Origin of the sequence: uncultured Tateyamaria sp., from assembly GCF_947503705.1 — a bacterium.
Lineage (GTDB): Bacteria > Pseudomonadota > Alphaproteobacteria > Rhodobacterales > Rhodobacteraceae > Tateyamaria.
In genome coordinates this window covers 143,480-162,239 of the sequence record NZ_CANNES010000001.1, presented here as the reverse complement: position 1 = coordinate 162,239, position 18,760 = coordinate 143,480, and the positions used below count along the sequence as shown (strand labels likewise).

At 62.0% G+C, this 18,760-nt stretch carries 17 protein-coding genes; 10 read left to right on the top strand and 7 right to left on the bottom strand.

Annotated features, from left to right (window positions below; all coding sequences use genetic code 11):
* Positions 1 to 86: 86 nt before the first annotated feature.
* Both Q1A44_RS00800 and Q1A44_RS00795 read right to left on the bottom strand, forming a co-directional pair.
* Positions 87 to 1,133 (bottom strand): rod shape-determining protein, encoded by a 1,047-nt coding sequence (locus tag Q1A44_RS00800; protein ID WP_299618179.1) that lies wholly within the window; start codon positions 1,131 to 1,133, stop codon positions 87 to 89.
* Positions 1,134 to 1,258: 125 nt separating this feature from the next.
* Positions 1,259 to 3,016 carry an FAD-dependent monooxygenase gene (locus Q1A44_RS00795; RefSeq protein WP_299618175.1) on the bottom strand — a complete coding sequence of 586 codons (1,758 nt, stop codon included), beginning with the start codon at positions 3,014 to 3,016 and terminating at the stop codon, positions 1,259 to 1,261.
* Between the two features lie 117 nt (positions 3,017 to 3,133).
* Between Q1A44_RS00795 and Q1A44_RS00790 the strand changes: the two genes are divergently transcribed.
* Positions 3,134 to 3,721, top strand: coding sequence for a VOC family protein (locus Q1A44_RS00790; RefSeq protein WP_299618172.1), 588 nt, complete (start codon positions 3,134 to 3,136; stop codon positions 3,719 to 3,721).
* Here the strand turns inward: Q1A44_RS00790 and Q1A44_RS00785 are convergent.
* Both Q1A44_RS00785 and Q1A44_RS00780 read right to left on the bottom strand, forming a co-directional pair.
* A complete protein-coding gene (locus tag Q1A44_RS00785) occupies positions 3,718 to 5,058 on the bottom strand; it encodes a DUF4375 domain-containing protein (RefSeq protein ID WP_299618169.1) in 1,341 nt (446 codons plus the stop codon). The two genes, Q1A44_RS00790 and Q1A44_RS00785, sit on opposite strands and share 4 nt — an antisense overlap.
* The gene (locus tag Q1A44_RS00780) at positions 5,055 to 6,611 is read right to left on the bottom strand and encodes a 2-isopropylmalate synthase (protein ID WP_299618166.1); all 1,557 of its coding nucleotides are present in this window, start codon (positions 6,609 to 6,611) and stop codon (positions 5,055 to 5,057) included. The genes Q1A44_RS00785 and Q1A44_RS00780 overlap by 4 nt, the downstream gene beginning before the upstream one ends.
* Before the next feature lie 280 nt (positions 6,612 to 6,891).
* Here Q1A44_RS00780 and Q1A44_RS00775 point away from each other — a divergent pair, with 280 nt between their 5' ends.
* The 5 genes from Q1A44_RS00775 (at position 6,892) to Q1A44_RS00755 (ending at position 10,844) form a co-directional block, all read left to right on the top strand.
* On the top strand, positions 6,892 to 7,554 hold the full coding sequence (locus tag Q1A44_RS00775) for an SDR family NAD(P)-dependent oxidoreductase (RefSeq protein WP_299621284.1): 663 nt from the start codon (positions 6,892 to 6,894) through the stop codon (positions 7,552 to 7,554).
* Positions 7,551 to 9,077, top strand: coding sequence for a cryptochrome/photolyase family protein (locus tag Q1A44_RS00770; protein WP_299618163.1), 1,527 nt, complete (start codon positions 7,551 to 7,553; stop codon positions 9,075 to 9,077). Before Q1A44_RS00775 ends, Q1A44_RS00770 begins: the two co-directional genes overlap by 4 nt.
* A gap of 106 nt (positions 9,078 to 9,183) precedes the next feature.
* Entirely contained in the window at positions 9,184 to 9,927 is a 744-nt protein-coding gene (locus Q1A44_RS00765; RefSeq protein WP_299618159.1) for a hypothetical protein, read from the top strand.
* Positions 9,928 to 10,002: 75 nt separating this feature from the next.
* The gene (locus Q1A44_RS00760; RefSeq protein WP_299618156.1) at positions 10,003 to 10,338 is read left to right on the top strand and encodes a hypothetical protein; all 336 of its coding nucleotides are present in this window, start codon (positions 10,003 to 10,005) and stop codon (positions 10,336 to 10,338) included.
* On the top strand, positions 10,338 to 10,844 hold the full coding sequence (locus tag Q1A44_RS00755) for a hypothetical protein (RefSeq protein WP_299618153.1): 507 nt from the start codon (positions 10,338 to 10,340) through the stop codon (positions 10,842 to 10,844). Before Q1A44_RS00760 ends, Q1A44_RS00755 begins: the two co-directional genes overlap by 1 nt.
* Positions 10,845 to 10,850: 6 nt before the next feature.
* On the opposite strand, the gene Q1A44_RS00750 is transcribed toward Q1A44_RS00755, so the two are convergent.
* Positions 10,851 to 11,549: a hypothetical protein gene (locus Q1A44_RS00750; protein ID WP_299618150.1), complete on the bottom strand. Its 699-nt coding sequence runs from the start codon at positions 11,547 to 11,549 to the stop codon at positions 10,851 to 10,853.
* Between the two features lie 5 nt (positions 11,550 to 11,554).
* Entirely contained in the window at positions 11,555 to 12,967 is a 1,413-nt protein-coding gene (locus Q1A44_RS00745) for a 2-isopropylmalate synthase (RefSeq protein ID WP_299618147.1), read from the bottom strand.
* A gap of 287 nt (positions 12,968 to 13,254) precedes the next feature.
* On the opposite strand from Q1A44_RS00745, the gene Q1A44_RS00740 reads away from it, so the two are divergent.
* Positions 13,255 to 14,913 (top strand): NAD+ synthase, encoded by a 1,659-nt coding sequence (locus tag Q1A44_RS00740; protein ID WP_299618144.1) that lies wholly within the window; start codon positions 13,255 to 13,257, stop codon positions 14,911 to 14,913.
* 80 nt (positions 14,914 to 14,993) lie between these two features.
* Positions 14,994 to 15,806 (top strand): prolyl oligopeptidase family serine peptidase, encoded by an 813-nt coding sequence (locus tag Q1A44_RS00735; protein WP_299618141.1) that lies wholly within the window; start codon positions 14,994 to 14,996, stop codon positions 15,804 to 15,806.
* A 94-nt stretch (positions 15,807 to 15,900) separates the two neighbouring features.
* Here Q1A44_RS00735 and Q1A44_RS00730 read toward each other — a convergent pair whose 3' ends face one another.
* Positions 15,901 to 16,827, bottom strand: coding sequence for an MBL fold metallo-hydrolase (locus Q1A44_RS00730; protein ID WP_299618138.1), 927 nt, complete (start codon positions 16,825 to 16,827; stop codon positions 15,901 to 15,903).
* 102 nt (positions 16,828 to 16,929) lie between these two features.
* On the opposite strand from Q1A44_RS00730, the gene Q1A44_RS00725 reads away from it, so the two are divergent.
* Together Q1A44_RS00725 and gltX are read left to right on the top strand one after the other, a co-directional pair.
* Positions 16,930 to 17,358, top strand: coding sequence for a DUF1801 domain-containing protein (locus Q1A44_RS00725; RefSeq protein WP_299618135.1), 429 nt, complete (start codon positions 16,930 to 16,932; stop codon positions 17,356 to 17,358).
* Positions 17,359 to 17,412: 54 nt separating this feature from the next.
* A complete protein-coding gene (gene gltX / locus Q1A44_RS00720) occupies positions 17,413 to 18,738 on the top strand; it encodes a glutamate--tRNA ligase (RefSeq protein ID WP_299618132.1) in 1,326 nt (441 codons plus the stop codon).
* Positions 18,739 to 18,760: the final 22 nt, after the last annotated feature.

Genomic DNA, 18,760 nt, shown 5'->3' with positions numbered 1-18,760 from the left:
GCGGTTTCACCTCACTCTGGGTCGCTTGGATCTGATGGTCGGGCATTTGCCCCTTTGGGGCAAGTCACTTGCCCGCCAGTGGCGACTTAGCTGTCGTAGTCGATGGCGTGGCGCAGTTGTTTTTCGTATTCCAGCGCCTTGCCGGTGCCCAGGGCCACGCAGTTCAGGCTTTCGTCGGCGATGGACACGGCCAGACCTGTCTGTTCGCGCAAGGCGAGGTCAAGATCGCCCAGCAAAGCGCCACCGCCGGTCAGCATCACGCCCCGGTCGACGATGTCTGCCGCAAGATCAGGCGGTGTGGTTTCGAGCGCGGTCATCACCGCCTCGCAAATCTGCTGGACGGGTTCGGCCAGTGCCTCGGCGATCTGGGCCTGGGTCACTTCGATTTCCTTGGGCACACCATTCAGAAGGTCGCGGCCACGGATCTGCATCGAGGTGCCGCGCCCGTCATCAGGCATCCGCGCGGTGCCGATGCTGGTCTTGATCCGTTCAGCGGTTGTTTCACCAACCAGAAGGTTCTGTTGGCGGCGCAGGTAGCTGATGATCGCCTCGTCCATGCGGTCACCCCCGACACGGACGGAGCGGGCGTAGACGATGTCACCGAGGGACAGCACCGCCACCTCGGTCGTCCCGCCGCCGATGTCCACAACCATGTTGCCGGTCGGATCGGTAATTGGCATGCCCGCGCCAATGGCCGCCGCGATGGGTTCGGCGATCAGGCCCGCGCGGCGGGCGCCTGCGCTCAGCACCGACTGGCGAATGGCGCGTTTTTCTACGGGGGTCGCGCCGTGTGGGACGCAGACGATGATCTTGGGTTTGGAGAATGTTGAGCGTTTGTGGACCTTGCGGATGAAGTGCTTGATCATCTCTTCGGCGGTGTCGAAGTCTGCGATGACGCCTTCGCGCATCGGGCGGATGGCTTCGATGGACCCGGGCGTCCGGCCCAGCATCAGCTTGGCGTCTTCGCCCACGGCGAGCACTTTCTTCACGCCGTCTTTGATGTGATAGGCAACCACGGAAGGTTCGGACAGCACGACGCCCTTGCCCTTGACGTAAACAAGCGTGTTGGCAGTGCCCAGATCAATCGCCATGTCCGACGAAAACAGCCCACCAAGATTTCCGAAGATCGACATCTGCCGCGCACCCCAATGCTTTTAGCGCCCCGACTCGGGACGCGATTGATTGGGGCCTTATACGGTCGCCCTTGGCCGGATTAAAGGCCGTATTGGGGATGCCGTTGGCGCGATTGCGCCGATATTCAGCTTTGTGTTAGCGCCAGAAACTCGGTCAGTTCTGCATGGCCGCTAAGTGGCAGAACATGCGCGATATATTGGTCCGGTCGCACCAGAATTGCGCCCCCCTGTTCGGTGTCGATGCCCCGCATGTCATATATGTTGGCCGCAGGATCGACGCAAAACACCCGTTCGTAGTCTGTCAGGCCCAGCGTTCCCACGGTGGGAAAGAGGGTTTGGTCGCTTGGGTCCAGTACCGTGTCGCGATGCGGGCTTTGCAGGATCAGGCGCAATTCGGGCGTGGCCGATTGGGCGAGTGTCATGGCCTCATCGGGGTCTTGCCCGGCAAAGATCATCAGCCGCCACTGCCCATCAGCGCGCAGCGTGTGCCCGAGCTGCATCGCCTTTGCATCGGCCCAGCGGATCACTGGGGCCGAATGGAAGCGGGTACCGATTGCGAGGCCTGTGGCCAGGTATTGCCATGTGTCGGGGCCTCGGATGATCGACGGGCCATAGCAGGTGGCGACCCCGGCGGTGTAGCGCCCGTGTTGCAGGAAATAGCTTTGGAAAGCGGGTCCGTTGCCCTTGGTGTCTGCGAACATGGCGGCAAAGGCCTTGTCAAAGGTGATCAGTTCCTGGGCGATGGCCTGCCGTTCGGCGGAATAGCTGTGCAGGAGTTCGGAGCCTGCGTGCCCGTCGATCACCGATTGCAGTTTCCAACCGAGGTTGAAGGCATCAGCCATTGAGACGTTCATGCCCTGACCCGCCTTGGGGCTGTGGGTGTGGCAGGCGTCGCCTGCGATGAAGACGCGGGGCGCTTGGGCGTCCGTCGGCGCTGTGTCGGCGAAGCGGTCGCTGATCCGTTGGCCGATTTCATAGACAGACCACCAGGCAACCTGTTTCACATCGAGGCTGTGTGGCGCGAGGATGCGCTGGGCCGCCGCGATCAGGTGGTCGGAGGTGATGGCGCGATCCGCGACGCGTTCGTCGGGGTTCAGCTTGTCCAGCTCGATATAGAGCCGGACCATATGCCCGCCCTCGCGCGGGATGATCAACAGGCTGCCCTCTCCCGCTGACTGGATGGCGCATTTGAGGCGGATATCGGGAAAATCGGTGGTGGCGAGCACATCCATCACGCCCCAGGCTGCGTTTGCGGCCTCGCCTTTCAGTTCGATGTTCAGCGCCCGCCGCACCTGGCTGCGCGCACCGTCGCAGCCGACGACAAAACGGGCGGTCGTGACCTCGGTCTTGCTATTGGTTTCCAGTGTGATCCCTACGGGTGCGTCTGGTTCTGAAGGAAGCGTGAGATCGACCAGTTTGGTATCATAGTCCGGCGTCAGTCGGCTGGGCGACTTGGCCATCATGTCAAGGTAGAAATCTTGCACCCGCGCCTGACTGAGGATGACATGGGGCATTTCGGACAGGTCATCCTCCACGTCCTGGATGCGCCCTGTGCGGATGATCGTGCCGCTGTCATCTGGCCGCCAGAAGGTTGTTTCGTTGACAAAATAGGCTTCGTGCAGGACCTGATGGGCAAATCCGAAGGCCTGAAACATTTCCATTGTGCGGCAGGCAATGCCGTCGGCCTGGCCCATGATCAAAGGGCCGTCGCGACGTTCGACAATACGGGTACGAATGTGGGGGAATTGGGCGAGATAGGCGGCGAGTGTAAGGCCCGCAGGGCCGGTGCCGACGATGAGGACATCGGTGGGCCCGTCGGCGCGGTCCGCCGCAGGCGCGAGAGAAGGATCGCCGGTTTGCACCCCGTTTTGGTGGTATTGCAACGTCTGTTTCCCGCTTGATTGCCCTTGCCCAGCATTGCCGCGACGCCAGTTTCAATGCAAAGGAAATGTTCCATTTTGTGGAAGCCACGGGATGTAACGCAGCAAGGAAAAGAGAAAATGCAAAAAGTTCAGAGTCTTGGGGTACATCATATCACGCTTGTGGGAGCGGATAGGCAAACCTCTATCGACTTTTGGGAAGGGGTGCTGGGCATGCCGTTCATCTTTGATCAGCCCAATCTGGATCATCCCGAACAGGGGCATCTGTATTTTGATCCCGGTGACGGGCGGCTGATCACCATCTTTACCGATGAAAGCCGGGCGGTCGATCCGGGCCGCACCCCCACCGATCCGGGCTGTGTCCATCATGTGGCGTTCGAGGTGGACCGGGCGATGTTTGCGCAGGTGCCGGCCCGTCTGGTGGCGCGGGGCATTGACCATACGGGTGTGAAGGACCGTGGCTTTATGGATTCGATTTATTTCAACGATCCTCTGGGTCTGACCATTGAACTGGCCTGCTACAAATTCATTCCGCCGCGTGGGTCGAGCCATGCCGAAGTGCTGATGGAGGCGCATAAGATCCGTGTGGCCTGCGGCGATGATGCGATTGCCGAGGTGCACGTGGCTGATGCGGTGCTGGCAATTGTCGAGCGGTCGCAGCCGTCCTTGAGCGCGGATCGCGGGGCGAAGAACCCCTATGCCGATTAACCCAGTTGTTCGGCCAGCGCACGCAGGTCCGAGACGAAGTAGCGGCTGAGTTCCGGAGCGTCCTGGAGCCGGACCAGCACGGCTTCGGGTTTCTGGATCACGTGCGCGGTCGGGTCGGTGGCACCGTGCCCGAACTTGAACATCCAGTCGATTTTGGGGGTATCCCCTTGCGCCACACTTATAAGGCGCAGGGCCGTGGGGGCGGGCAACCCTTGATCCTGGGTGAACCGCGTGAGTGCTTCGGCCAGGTACATATCTGACCAGGCTTTGTGCAGCGCCTTGCCCGCTGACAGTGGGGCGGTTTCGGTGGGGGCGCGGGCCCGGGCCGCGTTCTCGGCGGCGAGGCGGGCGTCAAAAATGGCTTGCTGTTTTTGTTGTTTTCGCCGGGCAAAGAAGCCTTTGGCCTTTGGTGCGGGCACGGCTGGCTGTTGCAGCGGAGGCGGTGCCTGAAGGACGGTGACGGTGCCCTGGCTCACGGTGATGTCACGCGCCTCGGCCCCGATCAGGCGCAAGAGGCCCTTGCCCCCGACATGCGGGCGCGCCTTGGACAATTTGTCGTCGCCCCAGATCTCAACCCATGTGCCGTCGGGCAGGCTGTGCATCGTGGCCAGCAAAGCGGCGGAAAACCAGGGACCTGGCAGGTGAAACAGCACGTCGACGCGCGCCCGTTTGAGAGGGGCCAGCCGGGCCGCATCGCTTTGGGCCACTTGGGCCAGGACGACAGCGTCAAAATCGCCGCGTGGCACGATCTGGACGGGCTCATGGCGCAGCAGCGCCAGTTGCATCGCTACGCTGTGCAGCGGGGTATAGGGCATGGTGGGCGCACCGATGCCGAGGGCGTGACGCAGGTTTTCGGCAATCGTTGGGTCGGCGGGGGCGAGGGCCGCGTCGAACGCGTCCGTGTCGCCGCGATCCAGTTTAAGATAGCGCGTATCCAGCGGATCAAGGGCGGGCGCGCGCCCACCGGATGCGCCGGTCTGGTCCTGCGCATCTTCAGGGTGGGCGGTGACCCAATCAAGTGCCTCTTGGGCGAGGTCGGCCAAGTCGTCAGCGCCGACTTGGCGCGCGCCGTCGATCACCCAATCCAGCGCGGTGCTCGCGCCTGTATCCCCCAGTGTCGCGATGGCATTTGCGATGAATTGCGAGTGACCGCCATTGGCCACGTCGCCGGCATAGCGGCTCAGCCAGACGCAACCGCGCAGCACAGGCGGAATCTCGGACCAGTTGGACCCGTTCTGAATCAACAGTTGAATTTGCCGAGCGAGCAGGTCGCTCGGCAATGCTTTGCCTTGCCGCGCTTGCGGCGTGAGGTGCAGCGTTAGGGCCGGTTTGATCAACCGACGTCCTTGTAGCTGATTTCGGCCTTGTCGCTGCCGCCCTTTTCGCGCCGCACGAGCAGGCGGTTGAGCGCGTGCACATAGGCCTTAGCGCTGGCCACGACGGTGTCGGTGTCGGCGGATTGGCCGGTCACGATGCGCCCGTTTTCCTCCATCCGGACCGTCACGGTGGCTTGGGCGTCTGTCCCTTCAGTCACGGCGTGCACCTGATACAGTTGCAGCCGCGCCTCGTGCGGGAAGAGCGCCTTGACCGCGTTGAAGGTCGCGTCGACGGGGCCGTCGCCGGTTTGCGTCGTCATCTGGCTGATGCCGTCGATATTGAGAACCATATCAGCCACTTGCGGCCCTTCGGTGCCACAGCGCACGGCCAATTTCTCGATCTTGAGCCGCTCGTCTTCGGGGTCAGAGGAGGTGCGCATCAAGGCGACGAGATCGTCGTCGAAGACTTCTTTTTTCCGGTCGGCCAGATCCTTGAAGCGGACAAAGATGTCCTTGAGCTGGTTGTCGCCCACCTCGAACCCCAGTTCCTCAAGCTTGGCCCGCAGCGCGGCGCGGCCTGAATGCTTGCCCAGCGGCAAAGAGGTGCCCGAAAGGCCCACATCCTCGGGGCGCATGATCTCGAACGTCTCGGCGTTTTTGAGCATGCCGTCCTGGTGGATGCCGCTTTCGTGGGCAAAGGCGTTTTTGCCAACGATGGCCTTGTTGAACTGCACGGGAAAGCCGCTGACTGCCGCGACGCGGCGCGAGATGTTCATGATCTTGCGCGTGTCGATGCCGGTCTGGAAAGGCATGATATCGTTGCGGACCTTGAGGGCCATCACGACTTCCTCAAGGGCTGTGTTGCCCGCCCGTTCGCCCAGCCCGTTGATGGTGCATTCGATTTGGCGCGCGCCCGCCTCGACGGCCGCGAGGCTGTTGGCCGTCGCCATGCCCAGATCATTGTGGCAGTGGGTGGCAAAGATCACCTCGTCCGCGCCGGGGACGTTTTCGATCAGTTTGGCGATCAGGTCCGCGCTTTCGCGCGGTGCGGTGTAGCCGACTGTGTCGGGGATGTTGATCGTCGTGGCCCCGCATTTGATGGCGATTTCCACGACGCGGTAGAGGTAGTCAAGCTCGGTCCGGGTGGCGTCCATGGGCGACCATTGCACGTTGTCGCAGAGGTTGCGGGCGTGGGTGACCGTCTGTTCGATCCGCTCGGCCATTTCGTCCATGGTCAGGTTCGGGATGGCGCGGTGCAGGGGCGAGGTGCCGATGAAGGTGTGGATGCGGGGTTTTGCTGCGTGCTTGACCGCCTCCCAACAGCGGTCGATGTCGCCGATCTGGGCGCGGGCGAGCCCGCAGATAACAGAATTATCGGCGTTTTTCGCAATTTCGGAAACGGCGTTGAAGTCCCCTTCGGAGGCGATGGGAAAGCCCGCCTCGATGATATCGACGCCCATTTCGTCCAGCAGACCCGCAATCTCGAGCTTTTCTGCGTGGGTCATGGTGGCGCCGGGCGATTGTTCGCCGTCGCGGAGTGTTGTGTCGAAAATGACAACTTTGTCTTGGGTCATGTGAGGTCTCTTGTTGATCTGATCCTGAAGCCTGGGGCGCGCGGGCTATCCTCTGAGCGGGCGCGCCAACAGGCTGCGCTCAGAGGCGAACTAGGAGCAGGAGGCCACGCAGAGCGGCGCCGGAAAGGCGCGGGCTTGGGATATGCGTGGCAAGTGTCATGGCCGCATTTATAGCCGGTTCGATTGAAATGGGAAGGGTGGAATTTCTGGGGGCCTTGGATTGAGTATTTGGGAAACAATGAAGGTGGAAGAGTTCCGTTTCGGGGCTAGGTCGGGCGAGATGGAAGAGGTTTTGATAATTGGGGCGTCGGGGGGCATTGGGTCTGCTCTGGCGTCCGCATATGCCGCCCGTGGGTACAGAGTGCACGGGCTGTCGCGGTCTGTGGATGGCTTTGACATTACCGACCCTGCGTCGGTTGAGGCGCATTTGGCGGGCCGTGGTCCCTATGCACGGATTATTGTTGCGACGGGGGCCCTGGAGATTGACGGGGCGGTGCCTGAGAAGACCATCAAGGCGGTCAGCCGCGATGCGATGATGGATCAATTTGCGCTGAATGCGATGGGGCCTGCGCTGGTCTTGTCCCATGTGGCGGGCCTGTTGGATCGCGATGCGCCGTCTGTTGTTGCTGTGTTGTCGGCGCGCGTGGGGTCGATTGGCGACAACCGGATTGGCGGTTGGATCAGTTACCGCACGGCCAAGGCGGCGGTGAACCAAGTGGTGCGCACCTCTGCGATCGAGTTGGGGCGAACCCACAAGCACGCCTGTCTGGTGGCCCTGCATCCCGGCACCGTGGCGACGCCGTTTACCGAGAAGTATCTGGGTCGTCACCCTGCCGTTTCGGCTGCGGAGGCGGCTGGAAACCTGATGGCCGTCATGGATGGGTTGGGTCCTGACCAGAGCGGCGGGTTTTACGATTATTCCGGGGCAGAGGTGCCGTGGTGAGCCGTTTGATCCTGGTTTTGGGCGATCAACTGAGCGAAGGGTTGGCGTCATTGAAAGCCGCCGATAGGGCGTCGGATGTCGTGGTGATGGCCGAGGTGATGGAGGAGGGCACCTATGTGCCCCATCACCCCAAGAAGATCGTCTTGATTCTGGCCGCGATGCGCAAATTTGCGGCACGGTTGCGCGATGATGGCTGGCAGGTGGCCTATGCTGAGTTGGATGACACCGCGAATGCGCAGAGCATCCCGGGCGAGTTGATCCGGCGGGCTGAGCAATATGGCGCCAGCGAGGTCATTGCGACCCGGCCCGGCGAGTGGCGTTTGATCGCGGCGCTGGAGGACTGCCCCCTGACCGTGACCTTGCTGGAGGATGACCGGTTTCTGGCCAGCCATGCCCGGTTCGAGACCTGGGCCGAGGGGCGCAAGGCCCTGCGCATGGAGTATTTTTACCGAGAGATGCGCCGGGAAACGGGCCTGTTGATGGAGGGCGATGACCCGGCGGGCGGCAAGTGGAATTATGACCATGACAACCGCAAGCCGGCACCCGATGAGGTGAATTTTAGCGGACCGATGCAATTTACGCCTGATGCAGTGGTCGAGGATGTGATTGCGCTGGTCGAGCGCCGCTTTGACAGCCATTTCGGGGCGGTGCGCCCGTTCTGGTTTGCCACCGATCAGGGTCAGGCGCGGCGGGCCTTGGCCCATTTTGTGAAACACGGGCTGGCCAAGTTTGGCGATTACCAGGATGCGATGCTGGCCGAGCATCAGTTTCTCTATCACGCGCTTGTGTCGCCTTATCTGAACATCGGCCTGCTGGACCCGATCGAGGTGTGCCGGGCTGTCGAGGATGCGTGGAAGGCGGGCGACGTACCCATCAATGCGGCCGAAGGGTTTATTCGTCAGGTCATTGGCTGGCGTGAATATGTGCGCGGCATCTATTTTTTGGAAGGGCCGGATTATGCGGGCCGTAACGGGTTGAATCATGACCGCAAGCTGCCGGATTTTTTCTGGGGGGCGGAGACACGGATGCGCTGTGTCTCAAAGGCTGTGGAACAGACCCGCGACGAGGCCTATGCCCACCATATTCAGCGGCTGATGGTGACCGGCAACTTTGCACTGCTCGCAGGGATTGATCCGGGCGCGGTGTCGGAGTGGTATCTGGCCGTCTATGCGGACGCGTTTGAGTGGGTGGAGGCCCCCAATGTCGTGGGCATGTCGCAATTCGCGGATGGGGGCGTGATCGCGTCCAAGCCCTACGTGTCGTCGGGGGCCTATATCAACCGGATGTCGGATTACTGCAAAGGCTGCGCCTACAAGGTCAGCGTCAAGACGGGCGCGGGGGCATGCCCCTTTAACCTGCTCTATTGGCATTTCCTGGACCGACACCGAGAGCGGTTTTCGAACAATGCGCGGATGGGCAATATGTACCGGACGTGGGACCGGATGGATGACGAAAAACGGGCGACGGTGCTGTCGGAGGCAGAGGCATTCCTGAACCGGATGGAGGCGGGTGAGGTGGTCTGAGGCAGCCGCCCTTGGGCGGTATCTTGCGACGGGCAATTGACCTGCCCCTCGGTCGCCCTAAACCGTTGGGGGCAGGTGCGCGTCTGTGACAATGAGTGGTAATGTGATGACCCAGACGAAACCGATCCTGATCCTTGGCAGTGCGCCCAATGTTACCCAAGCCCGCGACCTGCCCAAATCCCTGTTTTCGGCCATCGTGGCGATCAACAATGCCTGGCAGGTTCGCGACGATTGGGATTATCACATTGCGCCCGACGATTTTGCGCCCGACCGGATGCCCCCCATGGTGGGGGAAGGGCAGCGCCTGATCCGCTCTGAACATTATGTGCCTGCAAACAATGCTTATGGCGGGATCGTATATGCCGGGGGCACGATGGCCTTTACCGCCGGGTATTGGGCGCTGCATGCGTTGCGGCCTGCCGGGATCGTCTTTTACGGCTGTGACATGGTGTACCCGGCGCAGGGCAAGGGACACTTTTACGGGACGGGCACGGCTGATCCGCTGCGCGATGATGTGACCCTGCGCAGTCTTGAGGCCAAGTCGGCCCGCCTGATGCTGTTGGCCGCATTGCAGGATTGCGCCTGCCTGCGCGCCCCCTTTGGCGAAAGCCGCCTTGTCTGTCCGGTGGTCAGCCCGGAGCAGTTGGAGGCGGGCGCGCCGCGTGCCCAAGCCCCGGACCTGATCGCGGTGGGCCGGGCGCAAGCGCGGGAGGCCGAATTGGGCTATATCGTGGAGTCGGGTCGTTATTGGGAGAGTGATATGCCCATCCTGGCCGAAGAGTTGGACACCGTGGACCGGTTGTGGCTGGATGCCACCTGGCCCGGGACGATGCGCGCGTCGGTGGCTTAGTCACTGCATGTTTTGCCAGAGCGATCAACGTGTGGTAGTATGCGCTCATATTTGAGTGCAACGAAGATTTCCAGAATGCGCGCTTTACACTTGTTCAATTGCGGCCTCGTCGGGGTTTGGTTGGTGGCAACGCCGCTGCGGGCCGATGACCCCGAGGTGATCGAAGCCGAAGACCCCGCACTATCGCGTGAGGAATTCTGTGCCACCATCACCCGTAAATCAGCCAATTCCGAAACCCTGACCCCTGCCGAGGGTGACGCTCTGATTGCGTGCTTTTTTCCCGACGATTTGCTGGAGGGCAGCCCGACCCGCGAGGGGTTTCAGGCCTATCAGCCGCCCCCAAGCCTTTATGATCAACAGGATTTCATCAACGTACCCGGCGTGCTGGGCGGTGGCATGGTGAACGGCTGATGTACGGCACAGATATTACCGCAAGCCTGGAAAAGACCCTGATCATCGTGGCGATCGCTGCGGGCTTTGTTCTGGTTGTTTTCCTGTTTCTCAAGGTTGTTGAGGCGGTGAGCGACCAAAAACAGAGCCAAATTCCGGTTCTGTGCCTGATTGCTTTTGTCTTTGGCACGCTGGCCCTGGTCACCGGGATGATCACGGGCGCCAGTCGGAATGCGGCGGTGGGCGATGTGATCCCGGCCGCTTTGGGCCTGATTGGGGCGGTTGCCCTTTATGTTGTGACGAAATCCCCAAGGGAAGTTCCACTGGCCGCCACGGCGGTGGCGTCCTTTTCGATCCTGTTGCTGTTTGGCACAGTCTTGGGCAGTTACGAGCGGGTGCGTTCAGTCGCCTACCAGGAATCGCTGCGCTATGACTTTCCACGCCTGAAATCTCAGGCAGATATCGAATTTGTCATCAACGGCTATCGCCGGTCCCGGGGCCTTGAGCCGTTGGACTTTTCCGACTGAGCGACATTATTTGGACGGGGCAGCGACGCAGGTTTCGAACCCGTCAATGTCGCGGTCCTCGCTGATGGCGCTGCTGCAGGCGGTGACCTTTTGCACACAGGTCACGTCGAGTTTGGGGAACTGGCAGGCTGTCATCGCGGCCAAGAGGGACTGCGCGGCGGCGTCGTCCCATTCGGCCCCTGCTGCCACGCCCTCTATCTTGATCCCCAGCGCCTGGGCAATGGGCAGACCTGCCCCTTCCATCACCCATGTGCTGGTGCGGGCGCTGTCGTCTTCCAGCTGAAAGCGGGCGGTCAGTGCCGGAGCCTCAAGCAGGTCGCGGAAGGTGCCGAATGCCGGTGCCTCCCCCTCGCCATGCCAGAGCCGGTCGCGTAGCATCCGCCCGGTGCTGAGCCCGTATTCGATGATGCGACCTGGTTCGGGGCGCACTTCGATGTCCTTGGTGGCGAACCCTTCGGGTGTGATCCGGGCCACGATCCCTTGTGCCGCGAGGTCCGCGCCGCCCTGCGGCAGGGTGAAGAGCGCATAGACCCGCCCGGACGCGTTACGGTAAAGGTGCAGCGTGGTGCCATCGTCGCCCGTGGCGGTCGCTGCGCGGACGGTGGCCTGATCAATGGGGTCGGTCCAGTTTTCCAGAAACTGCCAGTCGGCAAAGGCGGGCGTCGCCAATATCCAAGCAGCCAGACCCGCGATCCAGAACCGCATCGGGGTCAGCCGCCCTCGGTTTCGGTGTCTGCTTCGGTGTCTGGCAGGGCGCCGTTGTCCCATTGCCCTGTGGCCTCTTCGCCCGTCGCATAGCGCATCGTGCCTGTGCCCTGGCGTTTGCCGTTCTTGAAGGTGCCTTCGTACACGTCGCCATTGGCATATGTCGCGACGCCCAAACCGTCGATTTCGCCGCGTATCCATTGCCCGTCATATTCAAAGCCGGAGGCCATCACGATTTTGCCTTGCCCGTGCCGTTGCCCGGCCTCGAAGTCGCCGACATAGACGGTGCCATCAGGATAGGTGGCGGTGCCTTGCCCGTGCCGTTGCCCGTTCAGCCACGCGCCTTCATAGCGGTAGCCGTCAGAATAGGTCATGACGCCCTGGCCGTGGTTCAGCGCGTTTTTGTAATCGCCCTCATAAACGATCCCGTTGGCATAGGTGGCGCGGCCTTGCCCTTCGATGACGCCCGCGACCCAGTCGCCCTCATAGGTGGAGCCGTCGGTATAGGTGATCTTGCCCTTGCCGTCGGACAGGTCATCGCGGAAATCGCCCTCGTAAACCGCGCCATCGGGATACGTCACACGGCCCTTGCCCTCGATCTGGCCTTGGGTCCACTGGCCGATATAGTGATACCCGTCATTGCCGATGAACGTGCCCTGGCCATGGCGGCGGTCGTCCTGAAAGGTGCCGTCATAGACGTCCCCATTGGCATAGGTGACGCGGCCTTGCCCCTCGCGCTTGCCCGAGACCAGATCGCCCTCGTAAACGTCTCCATTGGGTTGGGTCAGGGTGCCCTTGCCGTCGATTTGCCCGTCTTTCCAGAGCCCCACATAGATCAGCCCGTCGGGCGTTGTAAGTGTGCCGGTGCCCTGCCGTTTGCCGGCATCGATCTGGCCGTCATAGACCGCCCCGTCCGGATAGGTGATCGTGCCCATCCCCTGCTTGACCCCATCGACCCAGTCGCCCTGGTATTCATAGCCGCCGGGCGACTGCATGGTGCCCTTGCCGTGGTGCTTGGCGTTGCGGAACGATCCCTCATACCGGACACCGTTGGCATAAAGCGCCACCCCCTCGCCGATAATCGCGCCTGCCTGCCAGTCGCCCTCATAGGTGCCCCCATCGGCAAAGATGATCTTGCCGAACCCGTCGGGCTTGCCCTTGGCAAAGCTGCCTTCATAGATGGAGCCATTGGGGAAGCGTGCTGTGCCTTCGCCCTTGATCTCGCCATCGACCCATTCGCCGGTATATTCATATCCGTTGGGCAGCCGGTAGGTGCCCGTTCCGTGCTGGAGCCCGCCCCGGAACGTCCCCTCATAGACCCCGCCATCGTCATATTGCTTGGTCAGCACCGCGCCGCTTTGGGCCAGTGCCATCCCCGGCAGCAGAACCAGGCAGAAGATCAGACTGCGAATGCGCATCGCGTACCTCGGGTTATCATGTGGGTCGTAGCCAGATGTGGCGGTTGCGCAAAGGTTAAGACAGGGGGGCGGGAGGAGCAATGGCCTTTGGATGCGTGGCCTCGCGCCCTGTTGGACTGTTGGGTAGTCCCTGAATATAGGGACTATTGGGGGCCAACCCCCAAACCCCCGGGAGTATTTCTGAAGAAAAGAAGGGCAGGGCCGGACAGTGTTCAATGCGTCGCAGGTGGGTTCCCTTGCCTTGGCAATCTGCTACATCACGCCGTGAGCTTTTAAGGAGTGCCGCCATGGCCGACAGGTTCCGCATCACATTGGGTCAGTTGAATCCCACTGTCGGAGATATCCCGGGCAATGCCGCCAAGGCCCGCGCCGCCTGGGATGAGGGCAAGGCCGCAGGCGCCGATATGGTGGCCCTGCCCGAGATGTTTATTGCCGGGTATAATGCTCAGGATCTGGTGTCCAAGCCCGCTTTTCACACGGCGGCGATGCAGGCCGTTGAGGCGCTTGCGGTGGACTGCGCGGATGGGCCGGCCCTGGCTATCGGCTGCCCATGGGCTGAAGGGGCCGAGCTTTTCAACGCCTACCTCATTTGCAAGGGCGGGCGCATCGCGAGCAGGGTGCTGAAGCATCATTTGCCCAATGAGACCGTATTTGACGAGGTGCGCATTTTTGATGCGGGGCCTTTGGGCGGCCCCTATTCCGTGGGCAATACCCGCGTGGGATCGCCCGTGTGCGAGGACGCCTGGCATTCGGACGTGGCGGAGACTTTGCAGGAGACGGGGGCCGAGTTCCTGCTCGTTCCCAATGGCTCGCCCTATTACCGGAACAAGTTCGAGACCCGCCTGAACCACATGGTGGCTCGTGTGGTCGAAACCGGCCTGCCCGTGATTTACCTCAATATGGTGGGCGGACAGGACGATCAGGTGTTTGATGGCGGCTCTTTTGCCCTGAACCCGGGCGGCGCGATGGCCATGTTGTTGCCCGCCTTTGACGAGACGGTGACCCATCTGGACCTGGAGCGTGGCCCTGAGGGTTGGCGCGTATTGCCCGGCGAGATGGCCCACCACCCGGACGAATGGGAACAGGATTACCGTGTCATGGTCACGTCCTTGCGCGATTATTGCGCCAAGACGGGCTTTAGCAAAGTGCTGTTGGGCATGTCGGGGGGGGTGGATTCCGCACTTGTTGCGACTATAGCTGCCGATGCCCTCGGCCCGGACAACGTGCGCTGTGTCATGCTGCCGTCGGAATACACTTCGGGCGACAGTCTTGAGGATGCCGAGGCCTGCGCCAAAGCCTTGGGCTGCCGCTATGACTATGTGCCGATTGGTGAGACGCGCGCTGCGGTGACCAGCACCCTTTCGCCGCTCTTTGAAGGCATGGACGAGGGCCTGACCGAGGAAAATATCCAGTCCCGCATTCGCGGTTTGCTGCTCATGGCCCTGTCGAACAAGTTTGGCGAGATGCTGTTGACCACCGGCAACAAATCCGAGGTCGCCGTGGGCTATGCCACGATCTATGGCGACATGGCGGGCGGGTACAATCCGATCAAGGACCTCTACAAGACCCGCGTGTTTGAGACCTGCCGCTGGCGGAACGCAAATCACCGCGACTGGATGATGGGCAATGCGGGTGAAGTGATTCCCGACCGGATCATCACCAAGCCCCCCAGCGCCGAGCTGCGCGAGGATCAGAAGGACAGCGACAGCTTGCCAGACTATCCCGAACTGGACGCGCTGTTGGACATTCTGGTGGATCAGGATGGGTCGATTGCCGATTGTGTGGCCGCCGGGTTTGACGCCGATGTGGCGCGCAAGATCGAGAAGCTGATTTACCTCAGTGAATACAAGCGTTTCCAGTCTGCGCCGGGTGCCCGGTTGACCAAGCGGGCCTTCTGGCTGGATCGCCGTTACCCCATTGTGAACCGGTGGCGCGATCTGTCTTGAGGCGATTGACGCAGAGGTGATTTGCGACGCCGCCTGACCCGTAGGATGCTGCGCGTCAAAGCGGTAGGCGAGGGCAAACCATGACAGCGTTGCGCATTTTGATCGGATTGGCCTTGGCCTGGGTGGCCCCTGTGGCTTTTGCCTGCGGCCCTGATACCGATTGCCCCTTGGGCGACCGCCATTACCGCATCGCGATGCCCGAGGGCCATGATGGGGTCACGCCAGTGGGGGCGATTGTCTTTGCCCATGGCTATCGCGGATCGGCCCGTGGTGTGATGCGCAACACTGGGCTGCGCCGGATGGTGTCGGATATGGGCCTTGCCCTGATTGCGGTGAAATCGGGGGATGAGGATTGGGTGATCCCCAATGCCCCCCGACATCCCGACACGGATGGGGCGGTGGAGTTCGACTATTTCGAGGCGGTGATGGGAGATGCATCGTTGCGCTTTGCACTGGACCGGACACGCGTGATGATGACCGGGTTTTCGGCAGGCGGCATGATGGTGTGGAACCTCGCCTGTGCGCGGCCCGATCTGTTTGCGGGCTTTGCGCCCATTGCGGGCACGTTCTGGTTGGAGCCGCCGGAGGCCTGTGCCGCTCCCGTGGCCAGCGTGATCCATATTCACGGAACCGAAGACCGCACCGTGCCTTTGGGCGGCCGGCCCATTGGGCCGACGCATCAGGGGGATGTGCGGGAGGCGCTGGCGATGTACCGCGCGCATGGTGGTTTTGGCCCGGCAGAACGCGAGCAGGTTGAGGATTTGGACTGTGCGCGACGCGGCAATGACGTCGGTGCGGTGCTGGAGTTCTGCACCTTTCCCGGCGGGCATTCGTTTCGGCGGGGGTTTGTGAGCTATGCCTGGGCGCGCCTGGAGGCGGCAGGGAAGCTCTAGCGGATAGGCTGTGGCGTACCAACGGGTCCGCCTTACGGGGGTGACATCAGATTCATTCCCGTAAGGCGGACGTGTCGTCCGCTATGCCTGTGGCTTAGACCGTCAGCTGATAGCTGTGCGCGACATAGCGGTAACCGCCCTCGCCATTGGTCTCGACATAGCCGATGGCGGGCCAGGGCATGTGGTAGCCGACAAAGGCGATCCGGTCGGCAGCCAGCATGTCCAACAGCCGCTTGCGCGTGGCGGCCGCGGCGGTCTTGTCCATGTCGAACCGCACTTCCCAATCGGGATGGGCCAGCGACCAAACGTAATGGTTAGCAAAGTCCGCGCCCAGCACCAGTTGGGTGCCTTCGCTTTCGATCATATAGGCCATGTGGCCCGGCGTGTGCCCGAAGGTGGCCATCGCCGTGATCCCCGAGGCAGGCGCGCCGCCATCGTCCAGCATCGTCATCTGCTCGGCCAGTGGACGGACCTTGCCCTCAAAATTCTCGTTGTCCGTGCCGGACCACGCATCAAATTCTACGGCACCGGTCATATAGGCGGCATTGGCAAAAGTCGGCGCGCCGTCGGTCATCAGACCGCCGATGTGGTCGCCATGCATGTGCGTGATCACGACCTTGTCGACCTGATCGGCGGTATAGCCTGCCGCCTCGATCGCGCCCACGGTTCCGGGGCCGTTCAGGCCGGTGTCGAACAGCACCAGTTCAGAGCCTGTGTTGACCAGCGTCGGCGTAAAGAAAAACTGCGCCGCGTCCGTGGGCAGGCCAGCCGCGGCAGAGACGCCGTTGAACTCGTCGGCCTCGACATTCAGGCCAAAGATCTTGTGCGGATCGGGCACCGCGCGGGTGCCTGCCAAAAGCGTGGTCACCTCAAACGCGCCAACCTTGACCCGTTTGAAGTTGTGCTGGCTGACACCCATCATGGGCGCGGCGGCGCGGGTGGCGGTGCCTGCCGCAGCAAGTGGGAGCGCAGCAGCACCCAACAGCGCCGTGCGGCGTGAGAATTTGGGGGAATGAGACATCGGTGTTATCCTCTTTGTCAGATACTCAAGAGATAGTGCGGATTTGGCGCAGTCACGTCTCATCACGCAAAAATTATCGATTTTTTTTGAGGTCGGGTGCAAATGAACCAGAAAACAAAGGTCGAAGAGGTGCTTTTTGCCGATTGGGTCACGGGTGTTTCACCCGAGCGACGGGAGGCCGGGGCCCGGGCGTTGGACACCCTATTCCGGGCGGCGACCGGTTTTCAGCCGGTGATCTGGACGGGCGGCATCGTGGGTTACGGCGCTTATGACAATACCTATGCGTCGGGCCGGTCCGGCACCTGGATGGCCACCGGTTATGCCCCACGCAAGGCCAGGCTGAGCATCTACATTATGCCCGGTTACACCGATTGCAGTGTCATTCTGGACAGGCTGGGACAGCATAACAAAGGCAAATCCTGTCTGTATCTGACCCGATTGGACCGCGTGGACGCGGATGTTCTGGGCGAATTGATCCAGGCGGGCCTGCGCGATCTGGCCACCCATTGGCCAGTTCGTGCCATCCCTTAAACTGGACAAGTTCGTGCCCCTGTGACAAGGCTCCGCCAACATCGGAGATGACCCATGACAACCACCCGTTTCGCCCCGTCGCCCACCGGCTATATCCATGTGGGCAACCTGCGCACCGCCCTTATGAACTACCTGATCGCCCGCAAGGCAAGCGGCACATTCATCCTGCGCATCGACGATACCGACCCAGAGCGGTCGAAGGAAGAATATGTCGACGCGATCAAGCGGGATCTGGAGTGGTTGGGCCTGCATTGGGACCGGGTCGAGCGGCAATCGGATCGGTTGGACCGCTATGCCGCCGCCGCAGACACGCTGCGCGACATTGGTCGGTTCTACGAGGCGTTCGAGACGCCGACCGAACTGGACCTCAAGCGCAAGAAACAGTTGAACATGGGCAAGCCGCCCGTCTACGACCGTGCCGCATTGGCCCTGAGCGAGGCCGCGCGGGAGGCGCTGCGTGCCGAGCGTGGGCAGGGCGTGTGGCGTTTCAAGCTGGATCAGGCGCGGATCGAGTGGGACGACGGCATTCTGGGCAATATCAGCATTGATGCCGCCAGCGTCAGTGACCCGGTTCTGATCCGTCAGGACGGACAGGTCCTGTATACCATCGCGTCGGTGGTGGACGACACCGATATGGGTGTGACCCATGTGGTGCGCGGATCCGATCACGTGACCAACACGGCCACCCAAATCCAGATTATCGAAGCGTTGGGCGGTTCTGTGCCCAGCTTTGCCCACCATTCGCTGCTGACCGGCCCGCAGGGCGAGGCGCTGTCCAAACGTCTGGGCACGCTGGCCTTGCGTGATCTGCGCGAACGTGGCGTGCAGCCGATGGCGCTCTTGAGCCTGATGGCGCGGTTGGGGTCGTCGGACCCTGTTGAGCTACGCACCGACATGGCGGAGCTGATTGACGGGTTTGACATTGGCCATTTCGGGTCCGCACCGACCAAGTTTGACGAGGCGGACCTGTTTCCGCTGACCGGTCGCTATTTGCAGTACTTGCCGCTGGACGCCGTGCGCGCCGAGATTGATGCGCTTGGTGTGCCTGCGGACATGGCAGAGCCGTTCTGGACCGTGATGCGCGACAATATTGAAACGCTGCATGATCTGGACGCGTGGTGGGCCTTGTGCCGCGACGGCGCCGATCCGGTGATCGACGATGAAGACCGCGAGTTTGTCGCCGAGGCTATGGGCTTGCTGCCCGAGGGGCCCTTTGCCGCCGATACCTGGAGTACGTGGACAGGTGCCGTGAAGGCCGCCACCGGTCGCAAAGGGCGCGGCCTGTTCATGCCGCTGCGCAAGGCGGTAACGGGGCAGGCGCACGGGCCGGATATGGCGGCGCTTATGCCACTTTTGCAGGTTGTGAAGGCGCGCGCATGATCCTCCCCGGGGCTGTGATTGC